The organism is Flavobacterium sp. TR2 (genome assembly GCF_025252405.1).
Lineage (GTDB): Bacteria > Bacteroidota > Bacteroidia > Flavobacteriales > Flavobacteriaceae > Flavobacterium.
Map to the genome: position 1 here is coordinate 1,766,579 of NZ_CP104307.1, position 14,134 is coordinate 1,780,712.

A 14,134-nucleotide genomic window follows, 5' to 3' on the forward strand; every position below is an offset into this window, starting at 1 on the left:
AAGCTTAATAAATGAAAAAATTAATTTTAGTTTTTATGTTTTTTTCGATTGTGTCAAACGCGCAGCAAGATGCGCAGTACACACAATATATGTACAACACAATCGAAGTCAATCCAGCGTATGCAGGTTCACGTGGAGCTTTAAGCGTTTTTGGTTTGTATCGTACACAATGGATTGGATTAGACGGAGCGCCAGAAACGAGTACATTTTCTGTTAATACACCTTTGCGAAATAGCGATTTAGGACTTGGAGTGTCTTTGGTAAATGATAAAATCGGGCCAACTGTAGAAAATACTTTATCGGCAGATTTGTCGTATACCATTCCAACGTCAGAATCATGGAAATTATCTTTTGGAATAAAAGGAACTGCCAATCTTTTCAATATCGATATTAATAAATTAAGCTATGAAGATCAGGATGATCCGCAGTTCCAGAATCTTAAAAATAAATTTTCGCCAAATGTAGGAGCTGGAATTTATTATCATTCAGATAGAGCTTACATCGGATTATCGGTTCCTAATTTCATAGAAACAAACCGATATGATTCAGACGATGTGGCAATTTTCAAAGAAAAAATCAATTATTATTTAATAGCAGGTTATGTATTTAATCTCGATCGTTTAGAATACATCAAATTCAAACCAGCTTTAATGGCCAAAATGGTAGAAGGAGCACCTTTGCAAGTTGATGTTTCAGGAAATTTCATGTTTAATGACAAATTTGTTTTGGGACTTGCTTACCGTTGGAGCGCATCTGTCAGCGCAATGGCAGGATTTCAAGTCACAAAAGGAATGTACATAGGGTATGGTTACGATCATGAAACTACACAATTAAGAAAATACAATTCTGGATCGCACGAGATTTTCTTAAGATTCGAATTCTTTAATAATTATAATAAAATGATATCCCCAAGATTCTTTTAATACAACCTATGAAAGCTATAAAATTAATTTTAATCTTTTTACTGTCTAGTTTTATTTCAAATGTGACTGCGCAAAATCCATTCACAACGATGAACATAAAATACGCAGACAAAAAATACGAAGAGTACGCTTACGCGGATGCAATAAAAGTTTACGAGAATTTAGTAAATGACCAGACTACCGACCAAGGAATAATTCAGCGTTTGGCAAATTCATATTACTTTAATGGCGAATTAAAAAGCGCACTAAAATGGTACGAACAATTATTTGTAATAAACGAAAACCAAGAAGCTGAATATTTGTATCGATATGCGCAATCATTAAAATCAGCGGGAGATTATCGCAAGTCGGATGAGATTTTGCAGAAATTCAATCAAAAAGCAACATCAGAAAAAAGAGCAGATCTAATCAGAAATGATAAAAACTATTTAGAAGACATAAAAGAAAACTCAGGCCGATTTCAAATAGCCGATGCGGGAGTTAATTCTAGATATTCAGATTACGGAAGCGTTGTTTACAACAACAAAATAGTTTTTACTTCTGCGCGCGATACGGGCGGGGTTGTGAAAGCCAATTTTCAATGGACAAACAGATCGTTTTCAAGACTGTACACAGCCGATTTAATGCCAGATGGAAGCGTTGGAATCCCACAGCTTTTAGTAAAAAGAAAAAAAGATAATTTTAATGAATCAAGTCCGATTTTTACAAAAGATGGACGCACGATGTACTTTACCCGTAATAATTTTACAGATGGTAAACGACGAAGCAACGATAAAAATGTAACGCTTCTAAAATTATACAAAGCAGAACTTATAGATAATGAATGGCAAAATGTAAAAGAACTTCCATTCAACAGTGACCAATACAGCACTGCGCATCCAGCTCTAAGCCCTGACGAAAAAACATTGTATTTTGCATCAGATATGCCAGGAACGTTAGGGCAGTCGGATATTTACAAAGTTGCAATCAATGAAGACGGAACTTTCGGAGCGCCCCAAAATCTTGGGCCAGCAATTAATACAGAAGCAAGAGAAACCTTTCCGTTCATTTCTGAAGATAACGAACTGTATTTTGCGTCTGACGGACGTCCAGGCTTGGGCGGATTGGATATTTTTGCTTCCCGTATAAAAGTAAACGGAACCTATGATGAAGTTTTAAATGTCGGCGAACCTGTAAACAGCAAACAAGACGATTTTGCTTTTAGTATTGACAGTAAAAGCAGAAGCGGTTATTTTTCTTCAAATAGAGAAAACGGACAAGGTTTAGATGATATTTACAGATTTACAGAGACAAAAAGATTAATCTGCGAACAAAATTTGTCAGGAACAGTTACCGACGCAGAAACAAACGAGATATTAGCCAATACCGCACTGACTTTGTTTAATGAAAAATTTGATCCAGTTGGAACAATCACTACAGATGAAAAAGGAAGTTATATTTTTCCCGATTTAAGATGTGGTAAAAAATACACCATCAGAACTGCTAGAACAGATTATAATGCTAAAGAAGTTGTAGTAGCTATCCTTAAAGAAAAAGGCGAAACGACTCAAATGATTGCATTAAACAAAGTGTTTAAACCACTTACGGCAAAAACTGTAGCAATCAAAAAAGTAACTATAAGTCCAGTAAAAGTTGGTTCGATAAGAGTAGGAGTAGATATTGCAAAACTGTTAAATCTGCCTATGAACTTCTTTGATTTGGGTAAAGCAACAATCAAAAAAACATCAGAACCGCAATTAATGAAAGTGGTAAATCTTTTAAATGAATATCCAACTATGAAGCTAGATATTCGTTCGCACACAGATAGCCGTTCTTCTTCAGAAAGCAATCAGATTCTTTCAGAAAAAAGAGCACAGTCAACCAAAAATTGGCTGATTCAAAAAGGAATCGGTACAGACAGATTGACCGCCAAAGGTTATGGAGAAACCCAATTAGTAAATAAATGCGCTGACGGAGTAAAATGCTCCGAAAAAGAACACATGAAAAATCGACGAAGCGAGTTTATCATTGTATCGATGTAAAACAACTTCATTATAAATTATAAATCCCCTTTTCTAAATTTTAGAGAAGGGGTTTTCGTTTTGAAATAATCCCTACGGGATACTATTTTGTGGTGTATTTTTTTCTGCCAAGTATGTAGCTCCTAACGGAGTTGCTTTTGAATTAAACATAATTTATGAAATAACTCCGTTAGGAGTTACATATTGGTAACGTTAAAAAATCTAATTTTCCTCAAAAAACAATTCCAAACAAATTCATTATTTGCACTATAATTTTGAAAATGTAAATTTTGATGTATAATGTTTAAAATGAATTGGTTATGTTTTTAAAAAATCGATTTCGTTGCAAATTGTGTTGGTTTTTGTTTTAACTTTATAAATCTAAAAATTTTTCATTATGACTGTAGATCAAATACTTAAAGCAAAAGGAAGAAATGTTTATTCTATTTTCTCCAATTTAACGGTTTATGATGCGTTAAAAGTTATGGGAGAAAAAAACATTGGGGCAATTTTGGTTATGGATGATAATATTTTAAAAGGAATATTATCCGAGAGAGATTACGCCCGAAAAATTGTACTGAAAGATAAATCTTCAAAAGAAACTTTTGTTCATGAGATTATGGAAAGTCATGTTTTTACAGTAAAACTTTCAGATAATCTTGAAGATTGTATGGAACTTATGAGCGAAAAGAGAATAAGACACCTGCCTGTTCTGGAAGAAGGAACTGTGGTTGGAGTCATTTCTATAAGCGATGTAGTGAAGGCAATTATAGAAATTCAGAAAGACACCATCAACCATTTGAATTCTTATATTTCTCAATAAAGCATACCTAAAAACGATAAAAATTTAAAATGAGTCCAATTCTATTGGGCTTTTTTTATTTATTAGGATAGATTTTAATAAAAGAAAATCCTAAAAAGACGCCTTTTTAAAACAAGACTTATATCTTTGTAAGCTAGAATAAAAGCTAAAAAACAATGAACAAAGAGAGTAAAAGAAGAGAAGCGTTACTGTATCATGCAGAACCAACTCCAGGAAAAATTCAGGTAGTTCCAACAAAAAAATATGCAACCCAGAGAGACTTATCATTGGCCTATTCGCCAGGAGTTGCAGAACCTTGTTTAGAAATCGCAGCAAACAAAGAAGATGTTTATAAATACACTGCAAAAGGAAATCTAGTAGCCGTAATTTCAAATGGTACAGCTGTTTTAGGACTTGGAAATATTGGACCAGAAGCGGGAAAACCTGTAATGGAAGGAAAAGGTTTATTGTTTAAAATTTTCTCTGACATTGATGTTTTTGATATCGAAATCGACACAGAAAATGTTGAAGAATTTATTCAGACCGTAAAAAATATTGCTCCAACATTTGGAGGTATTAATCTTGAAGATATCAAAGCTCCAGAATCTTTTGAAATAGAAAGAAGACTGATTGAAGAATTGGATATCCCAGTAATGCACGACGACCAGCACGGAACAGCAATTATATCTTCTGCAGCTTTAATTAATGCGCTTGAATTGGCAGGTAAAAAAGCTGAAGATGTAAAAATGGTAGTTTCAGGTGCAGGATCTGCTGCAATTGCTTGTACAGACTTATATGTTTCGCTTGGAGTAAAAGTAGAGAACATTTTAATGTACAACAGTAAAGGACTTTTAACTAAAGATAACCCATCGTTATCAGATTTACAGTTAAAGTATGCTATTGATGGCGCTAAAATTCCATTGGACGAAGCCGTAAAAGGTGCTGATGTTTTCATCGGATTGTCTTCAGGAGACATTTTGAGTCCAGAAATGTTATTGACAATGTCACATAATCCGATTGTTTTTGCAATGGCAAATCCAAATCCGGAAATCGACTATAATTTGGCCGTAGAGACGAGAAAAGATGTTATTATGGCGACAGGACGTTCAGATTTTCCTAATCAGGTAAACAACGTTTTAGGTTTTCCTTATATCTTTAGAGGAGCTTTAGACGTAAGAGCGACAAAAATTAACGAAGAAATGAAAATGGCGGCTGTAAAAGCCTTAGCTATTTTGGCAAAAGAACCGGTTCCAGAGCAGGTAAACGTAGCTTACGGTGCGACAAAGCTAGGTTTTGGCCAAGAATATATCATTCCTAAACCATTCGATCCTAGATTGATCACTGTTGTGGCGCCTGCAGTAGCAAGAGCGGCAATGGAATCTGGAGTAGCAAAAAATCCTATTACAGACTGGGCCGCTTACGAAGATGTGCTTCGCGAACGTATGGGTAACGATAACAAAATGGTGCGTTTGATTACAAACCGCGCCAAAGTAGATCCAAAAAGAATTGTTTTTGCAGAGGCAGACCAATTAAACGTTTTAAAAGCAGCTCAAATTGTTTATGAAGACGGAATCGGATTCCCAATTTTGTTAGGAAACAAAGAACAGATTTTGGAGCTGAAGGCAGAACTTGGTTTTGATGCCGATCTCGAAATCATTGACCCTAAAACAGACGAAGAAGCAGAAAGACGCAACAAATTTGCAAAATCATTTTGGGAAGCAAGAGGACGAAGAGGCGTTTCTAAATTGGATGCAGAAAAATTCATGCGCGAAAGAAACTATTTTGCAGCAATGATGGTCAATGAAGGAGAAGCAGATGCATTGGTAACAGGCTACTCAAGAAGCTATCCTTCAGTTGTAAAACCTATGATGCAGTTAATTCCAAAAGCACAAAATGCTTCACTTATTGCAACTGCAAACATGATGCTTACTTCTCGCGGACCAATGTTTTTATCAGACACTGCAATAAATATTAATCCATCTGCACAAGATTTGATTAATATTGCGATTATGACTGCAAAAACAGCAAGAATGTTCGGAATTGAGCCTGTTATTGCAATGGTTTCGTTCTCAAACTTTGGATCTTCAACTAGCGAGAGTGCTTCAAAAGTTAGAGAAGCAGTAGCTTATTTGCATAAAAACCATCCAGAATTAATTGTTGACGGAGAAATTCAGGCAGACTTTGCTTTAAATCCAGAAATGCTTCAAGAGAAGTTTCCATTCTCTAAATTAGCAGGAAAAAAAGTCAATACATTGGTTTTCCCTAATTTAGAATCAGCAAATATCACTTATAAATTATTAAAAGAATTGTATAAAGTGAATTCAATTGGGCCTATCATGATGGGTATGGGCAAACCAGCTCACATCTTCCAATTAGGTGCAAGCGTTGAGGAAATGGTGAATATGTCAGCAATTGCTGTTATTGATGCACAGGAAAAAGAAATTAAAAAGAATAAAATAACACAATAAACGTTCTTACAAGGATTAAACAAATTTGTCGTAGTTTTATGGCATTTTTGTTATATTTGATACTAACAAACTATATTTATGATAGCACATTTGCAAGGGAGATTAGTAGAAAAAAATCCTACAGAAGTTGTAATTGATTGTGGAGGAGTAGGTTATCAGGTGAATATATCGCTGCACACCTTCTCCTTAATTCCAAATTCTGAAAATATAAAATTGTATACGCATCTTCAAATCAAAGAAGATGCGCATACTTTATATGGCTTTGCCGAAAAATCGGAACGCGAAATTTTTAGAATGCTGATTTCTGTTTCAGGAATTGGAGCTGGAATCGCAAGAACAATGCTTTCGTCTATAGAGCCAAAGCAAATTATAAATGCCATTGCATCTGGAGATGTAGGCATAATCCAATCTATCAAAGGAATTGGAAACAAAACAGCACAAAGAGTTATATTAGATTTAAAAGAAAAAGTTGTTAAATTGTATAATATTGATGAAGTTTTTGCTGTTCAAAACAATAGAAACCGAGATGAAGCGTTATCTGCTCTAGAAGTTTTAGGTTTTGTACGAAAAGCTTCTGAAAAAGTAGTCGAAAGAATCGTAAAAGAAGATCCTGAAGCTACTGTTGAAACAATTATCAAAAAGGCTTTAAAAAGCTTATAAATTTCATCTTATAAAAAGAATTCTATGCGTAAAATTTGTATTTTGTTGCTGGTATTACTCTGCGGTAATGTTTTGCGCGCGCAGGTTACACCGGTAACTCAAGATACAACTAAAACACAATTTTCAGTTGGTAAAATAGAGCTCGAAGATCCGCCAAGCGTACTTTCAGCTTATCGATATGATCCTATTACAGATCGTTATATTTATACCAACTCTGTCGATGGCTTCTCCATCAATTACCCTTTAATTTTAACTCCAAAAGAATACGAAGATTTAGTTCTAAAAGAAGCAAGAAGAGATTATTTTAGAAAAAAATCTGATGCCATCGATGGCAAAAAAGCAGGAGCCGAAGCAGCAAAAAAAGACTTGTTGCCAAGATATTATATCAATTCGAGTTTGTTTGAAAGCATTTTTGGAAGCAATACCATAGATGTAAAGCCCACTGGATCAGTAGAAATGGATTTGGGCTTGCGTTATACCAAACAGGATAACCCTTCATTTTCACCAAGAAATAGATCCTCTCTGACTTTTGATTTTGACCAAAGAATCAGTATGAGTTTGATGGGGAAAATTGGAACCCGTCTTGAGGTAAATGCCAATTACGATACGCAATCAACCTTTGCTTTTCAGAATTTATTCAAACTGGCTTATACGCCTTCAGAAGATGATATTGTTCAGAAAGTTGAGGTGGGTAACGTTAGTATGCCTTTAAACAGTACCCTTATTCGAGGCGCACAAAGTTTGTTTGGGGTCAAAGCACAGCTGCAATTTGGCAAAACAACCATTACAGGAGTTTTCTCAGAACAAAAGTCGCAAACCAAAAGTATAGTCGCAGAAGGTGGCGGGACCGTACAAAACTTTGATTTGTTCGCTTTAGATTACGATAATGATCGACATTTCTTCTTATCGCAATACTTTAGAAATAAGTATGACGCTTCATTAAAGAATTATCCATTAATAGACAGCCGTGTTCAAGTTACAAGGATTGAAGTTTGGGTAACCAATAAGCAGAATAGAATTACAACTGGAAATAATAACTTAAGAAATATTATTGCGCTTCAGGATTTAGGAGAAGGCCAGGTTTCTGGTGTTCCAGACAACGAAGTGGTTGTAATTACAGACCCAACAGGTTTCTTTAATAACCCTATAGACTCTCCAACAGACAACACGAACAATAAATATGATCCTGCGGCAATAGGAAAACCGGGCAGTTACTTAAACCCAAATATTAGAGAAATCGTAACAGCAAAATCAGGATTTAACAATACCAATGTAAATGAAGGTACAGATTACTCTGTTCTTGAAAATGCTAGAAAATTAACAACACAAGAATATACTTTTAATCCGCAGTTAGGTTATATCTCATTACAGCAGCGTTTGGCTAATGACGAAATTTTGGCGGTTGCATTTGAATATACAGTTGGAGGAAAAGTGTACCAAGTTGGAGAATTCGGTAGTGACGGTGTAGACGGAACCGTAGTTACAGGAAACAATAATGGCAATCAGGCAATTGTAACACAGAGTTTGGTACTGAAAATGCTGAAAAGCAGTTTGACAAACGTACAGAATCCGGTTTGGAACCTGATGATGAAAAACGTGTATCAAATTCCGCAAGCGTATCAAATTAAACAGGAAGATTTCAGGCTTAACATTCTTTATACAGATCCTTCGCCAATAAATTATATTACACCGGTTCAAGGAAGTTCTTTTCCGCCAAATCCTGGGCCAGATGATAAAGTAGATCAAACACCATTATTGAATGTTTTTAATCTTGACCGTTTAAATTATAACAATGACCCGCAGACAGGAGGAGACGGATTCTTTGATTACGTTCCTGGAGTAACCGTTGACGTACAGAATGCGCGAATTATTTTCACGACTAAGGAGCCTTTTGGAGAACTTTTATTTAGAAAATTAAATACTAATTCTGGCGAGAGCTACAATGATCCAACCACCTACAATCCGAACCAGAAGAAATATGTATTTAGAAATATGTACAAGAACACTCAGGCTGGCGCTTTGCAGGATAGTGATAAAAACAAATTCTTACTGAGAGGAAAATATAAATCTTCTGGAAATAATGGTATTCCTATTGGAGCCTTCAACGTGCCGCAGGGATCTGTAGTTGTAACGGCTGCAGGACGAGTTTTGGTAGAAGGGATAGATTATAGCGTAGATTATCAATTAGGAAGAGTGCAGATATTAGATCCTTCATTGCAGGCTTCTAATACCCCGATTGAAGTATCATTGGAAAACAATTCAATTTTCGGACAGCAGACCAGAAGATTCATGGGATTCAATGTTGAGCATAAAATCTCTGAAAAATTTGTTGTGGGCGGAACGTTCTTAAAAATGACAGAACGTCCTTTTACTCAAAAATCAAGCTACGGGCAAGAATCTGTAAATAACACCATTTTTGGTTTTAACGGAAATTACTCAACAGAGGTTCCATTTTTAACAAGATTGGCCAATAAATTGCCAAATATAGATACAGATGTTCCTTCTAATCTTTCGATTCGTGGGGAAGTGGCATTTTTGAAGCCAGATGCTCCAAAAGCAAGTGATTTTGAAGGCGAAGCTACTATTTATATCGACGATTTTGAAGGTACTCAGACTACAATTGATATGAGATCGGCTTATGCATGGAGTTTGGCTTCAACACCATTTATAAATTCTGCTACAGACAATACCTTCAATGCTAGCTCCAATACACTAGAGTATGGCTATAAACGCGCTAAACTGTCTTGGTATACAATTGACCCGATTTTCTTTACTTCAAAACCATCTGGAATTTCAAATGATGATTTATCTTTAAATTCAACAAGAAGGATTTACAGTAAAGAGCTTTATCCAAATACAGATATCGCACAAGGGCAGATTCAAGTAATTAATACGTTGGATCTAACATACTATCCGTCAGATAGAGGGCCATATAACAATAACCCTAATTTTGCTTCGAGCGATCCAAAAGCTAATTTTGGTGGAATTATGCGTGCATTAAACTCTACCAACTTTGAGCAGGGTAATGTCGAATATATCCAGTTTTGGGTGTTGGATCCTTATGTTGGTACAGGACAAGCTCAGCCAACGAATAATGGAAAAATTTATTTCAATTTAGGAGAAGTTTCTGAGGACGTTTTAAAAGACGGAAGAAAACAATATGAGAACGGTTTAGGTCCAGATCAAATCATGGTAAATCCGCAGCCTATCTGGGGAGATGTGCCAGCATCACAATCTTTGATTTACGCATTTGACACCAATCCAGATAATCGTAAAAATCAGGACGTCGGTTTAGACGGTTTGCCAGACGCAAAAGAAGCTTCGATTTATAACAATTATGCAGGAGAAGAAGACCCTGCAGCAGATAACTATAAGTACTTCTTAAATACAGAAGGAAATGTTTTGGAACGCTATAAAAAATACAACGGAACAGAAGGAAACTCGGCAGTAAGTGTTGATGATCCAAACCGTGGTTCTACAACGCTTCCAGATGTTGAAGATATCAATCGTGACAATACCATGAGTACAATCAATGCATATTATGAATACAGTATTGATTTAAAACCGGGTATGCAGGTTGGCGAAAATTATATTACAGATATTAGAGAGGTTCAAAATGTGGAACTTCCGAATGGGGGTTCAACCAATGCAAGATGGATTCAGTTTAAAATTCCTGTTTCGAAACCTCAAAATACAATTGGAAATATTACTGATTTTAGATCAATCCGTTTCATGCGTATGTTTATGACTGGATTTAATGAACAGATGACAGTTCGTTTTGGAGCCTTAGATTTAGTTAGAGGAGAGTGGAGAAAGTACGCAGGAACGTTAGATGCAAATGATGTGAATCCTGACGATGACGGCACTCAATTTGATGTTGCAGCTGTAAATATCCAAGAAAACGGTACAAAATGTCCGGTTAACTACGTTATTCCTCCAGGAGTACAAAGAGAACAGCTGTACAATAACAATACAATCATTAATCAAAATGAGCAGTCTTTGGCAGTTCGAATTGCAGGCACAGGATTAGAATATCAAGATTCTAGAGCGGTTTTCAAGAACGTAAGTGTTGATATGCGTCAGTACAAAAAATTGAAAATGTTCCTTCACGCAGAATCGCTTCCAAATGAAAATCCGCTTTTAGACGATGAGATGATCGGATTTATTCGTTTTGGTAACGATTTTACGCAAAACTTTTATCAAGTTGAGATTCCATTGAAAGTAACAAGAACAGGCGGTTCTTGTACAATTAGTCCAGATCAGGTTTGGCTTGAAGAAAACAATATTGACCTAGTTCTGTCTTTATTGACAGCAATGAAAATTAAGGCTATGCCTTTGGATCCTACTTCGCCTAAGAGAGATATTAATGGAATATATTATCCAGACGATGATCCTGATTTAATTCCATCAGGAGGTGATGGTGACAGTAAATTGAGGTTGGGTATTAAAGGAAATCCGAATTTTGGTTTAGTCCGAAATTTGATGGTCGGAGTAAAAAGTGCTGCAAATCATAAAGACATTATGGGTGAAGTTTGGTTTAACGAACTTCGTATGTCTGATTTGGAGAACAAAGGCGGTATGGCTGCGTTGCTAAATGTAGATACCAATATGGCCGATTTAATGACATTATCTGCCTCAGGTAAAAAGAGTACGATTGGTTTTGGTTCTTTAGAACAAGGAGCCAACGAGAGAGATCGTGAAGATATTCAACAGTATAATATTGTAACCAATATAAATTTAGGAAAGTTGATGCCTCAGAAATGGGGAATTAATCTTCCGTTCAATTATGCTATTGGAGAAGAAGTTATTACACCAGAATACGATCCGTTTAATCAAGATATCAAGTTAGATCAATTGATTAAAGAAACTACAGATCCGGCAGAAAAAGAAAATATTAGAACACGTGCAGTTGATTATACTAAGCGTAAAAGCATCAATTTTATTGGGGTAAGAAAAGATAGAGCACCAGAAAAGAAACCTCATGTTTATGATGTGGAAAACTTTACTTTTTCTCAATCCTACAATCAGGTGGAAAGACACGATTATGAAGTTGAAAATTATAATGACGAACAATCGAATACAGCTGTAAATTATGCTTATACATTCCAGCCCAAAGAGGTGGTTCCGTTTAAGCAGACCAAATTCATGAAAAAAAGCGATTATTGGAAAATGCTGAGCGATTTTAACTTTAATTATCTGCCTTCAAATATTACGTTCAATACTAATATTTTGAGACAAAGCAACCGTCAGCAATATAGACAAGTTGAAGACGTTCAGGGTATCGGACTTGATCCGCTTTACAGAAGAAACTTTGCATTTAATTATCAGTACGGTTTTGGTTTTAACTTGACAAAATCGTTAAAGCTGAACTATACGGCGGCGTCTAATAATATTGTTAGAAACTTCTTAAATGATGATAATACTCCAAAAGAGGATTTTAATATCTGGGATGATTATTTTGATACAGGGATACCAAATCAGCATTTGCAGCAATTCGTCTTGAATTACGATATTCCAATCAATAAAATTCCAATATTTAGTTTTGTAAAAGCTACTTATTCGTACACAGCCGATTATAACTGGCAGAGATCATCAACGGCAATGTCTCAGTATATTGATGAAAATGGAATGCCTTGGGATTTAGGAAATACGGTTCAGAATGCCAATTCGAATACCTTTTCTACGACATTAAATATGAATACGCTGTATAAATATTTAGGTCTTACACCAGGATCAAAGCCAGCAAAAACAACAAAACCTGCTGCACCTCCAAAACCAGGAGAGAAAATTGTAAACACGGCTAAACCAGTTACAAGCAGTAACCCGTTTTATGATGGTTTAATTGGAGTTTTGACCAGTATTAAAAACGTTCAGATTAACTATACAAAAAATAGCGGAACAGTTTTACCGGGTTATATTCCTGGTGTTGGTTTCTTTGGTTCGTCAAAACCTTCTTTAGGGTTTGTATTTGGTAGCCAGGATGATGTGCGTTATGAAGCCGCTAAAAACGGATGGCTGACGAGCTATCAGAATTTTAACCAAAACTTTACGCAAGTAAGCAATAAACTGTTGAAAGTTACTGCAAACGTAGATTTGCTGCCAGATTTAAAAATTGATTTGGCGATGGATCGAGCTTATTCTGAAAATTCATCAGAACAATATAGCGTTGATCCTACAACAAAGGAATATCAGCCTTTGTCTCCTTATACTTATGGAATGTTTTCTATTTCAACGGTGTTAATTAAGACCTCTTTTTCAACAAGTACAGAAACAGAGTCGGCTGCATTTGATGATTTTAGAAGCAATCGTCTGGTTATTGCAAACCGTTTGGCTGCAGACCATTATGGAGGAGGAGAAATTCCTAGATACGGAGATGCGAACAATCCAATTCCAGCTGAAACAGATCCTAATTATAAAATTTATGTAGCTAACGAAGGTTATCCGATCGGTTTTTCAAAAAGTAACCAAGCCGTGTTATTGCCTTCATTTATGGCGGCGTATACAGGGGCAGATGCTTCAAAAAGCTCAACTAGTATTTTTAGAAGTTTCCCTATTCCGAACTGGAATGTGAAATATAATGGATTAATGCGTTACAAATATTTTAAAGATCATTTTAGACGTTTTTCTTTACAGCATAATTATAGAGCATCGTATACGATTAGCCAGTTTAGATCAAATTTTGATTATTTCGAAAATCCAACAGGGCAGGACGTAAACACGAACTTCTTCAATAAGACAATTATGTCAAATGTCAATTTAGTTGAGCAGTTTAGCCCACTGCTTAGAGTTGATTTTGAGCTGAAAAATTCATTCCGCTTATTGACAGAAGTTAAAAAAGACCGTGCTTTGTCTATGAGTTTTGACAATAATTTATTGACAGAAGTAAGAGGAGTAGAATATGTTGTAGGAGTAGGATATCGTTTTAAAGATGTAATTATTTCATCTAGATTAGCAGATAATCCAACTGGAATTATTAAAAGTGATATCAACATTAAAGCTGATTTTTCATATAGAAATAACGAAACTCTAGTTCGCTATTTAGATTACGATAACAATCAGCTGGCAGCGGGACAGAATATCTGGACGTTGAAATTGACGGCAGATTATGCTTTCAGTAAAAACTTAACAGCGATATTCTATTATGACCATTCGTTCTCGAAAGCAGTTATTTCGACTTCTTTCCCTTTAACGAATATCAGATCAGGTTTCACGCTTCGTTATAATTTTGGAAATTAAATTTTAGTTTCTAAACTAGATTTTATTAGAAGATTATTACATTTG

General features: G+C 35.5%; 6 protein-coding genes. All 6 read left to right on the top strand.

Translation table 11 applies throughout. The features are described 5' to 3' along the window. The first annotated feature begins 11 nt into the window (after window positions 1-11). The 6 genes from N4T20_RS07970 to sprA all read left to right on the top strand — a co-directional run bounded on the left by N4T20_RS07970 (window position 12) and on the right by sprA (window position 14,089). Entirely contained in the window at window positions 12-923 is a 912-nt protein-coding gene (locus tag N4T20_RS07970; RefSeq protein ID WP_260672513.1) for a type IX secretion system membrane protein PorP/SprF, read from the top strand. A gap of 8 nt (window positions 924-931) precedes the next feature. Beyond that, window positions 932-2,944 carry an OmpA family protein gene (locus N4T20_RS07975; RefSeq protein ID WP_260672514.1) on the top strand — a complete coding sequence of 671 codons (2,013 nt, stop codon included), beginning with the start codon at window positions 932-934 and terminating at the stop codon, window positions 2,942-2,944. 376 nt (window positions 2,945-3,320) lie between these two features. Next, a complete protein-coding gene (locus N4T20_RS07980; RefSeq protein WP_250834132.1) occupies window positions 3,321-3,746 on the top strand; it encodes a CBS domain-containing protein in 426 nt (141 codons plus the stop codon). 155 nt (window positions 3,747-3,901) lie between these two features. Next, complete coding sequence (locus tag N4T20_RS07985; RefSeq protein ID WP_260672515.1) at window positions 3,902-6,193, top strand: NADP-dependent malic enzyme; 2,292 nt, start codon at window positions 3,902-3,904, stop codon at window positions 6,191-6,193. 78 nt (window positions 6,194-6,271) lie between these two features. Next, window positions 6,272-6,853, top strand: coding sequence for a Holliday junction branch migration protein RuvA (gene ruvA / locus N4T20_RS07990; protein ID WP_260672516.1), 582 nt, complete (start codon window positions 6,272-6,274; stop codon window positions 6,851-6,853). Window positions 6,854-6,877: 24 nt separating this feature from the next. Continuing rightward, on the top strand, window positions 6,878-14,089 hold the full coding sequence (gene sprA / locus N4T20_RS07995) for a cell surface protein SprA (protein WP_260672517.1): 7,212 nt from the start codon (window positions 6,878-6,880) through the stop codon (window positions 14,087-14,089). The last annotated feature ends 45 nt before the right edge of the window (window positions 14,090-14,134 follow it).

Excerpts from the sequence above, each read along its gene's own strand:
- N4T20_RS07970 (WP_260672513.1), top strand. The coding sequence starts at position 12 with ATGAAAAAATTAATTTTAGTTTTTATGTTTTTTTCGATTGTGTCAAAC.
- N4T20_RS07975 (WP_260672514.1), top strand. The coding sequence starts at position 932 with ATGAAAGCTATAAAATTAATTTTAATCTTTTTACTGTCTAGTTTTATT.
- N4T20_RS07980 (WP_250834132.1), top strand. The coding sequence starts at position 3,321 with ATGACTGTAGATCAAATACTTAAAGCAAAAGGAAGAAATGTTTATTCT.
- N4T20_RS07985 (WP_260672515.1), top strand. The coding sequence starts at position 3,902 with ATGAACAAAGAGAGTAAAAGAAGAGAAGCGTTACTGTATCATGCAGAA.
- ruvA (WP_260672516.1), top strand. The coding sequence starts at position 6,272 with ATGATAGCACATTTGCAAGGGAGATTAGTAGAAAAAAATCCTACAGAA.
- sprA (WP_260672517.1), top strand. The coding sequence starts at position 6,878 with ATGCGTAAAATTTGTATTTTGTTGCTGGTATTACTCTGCGGTAATGTT.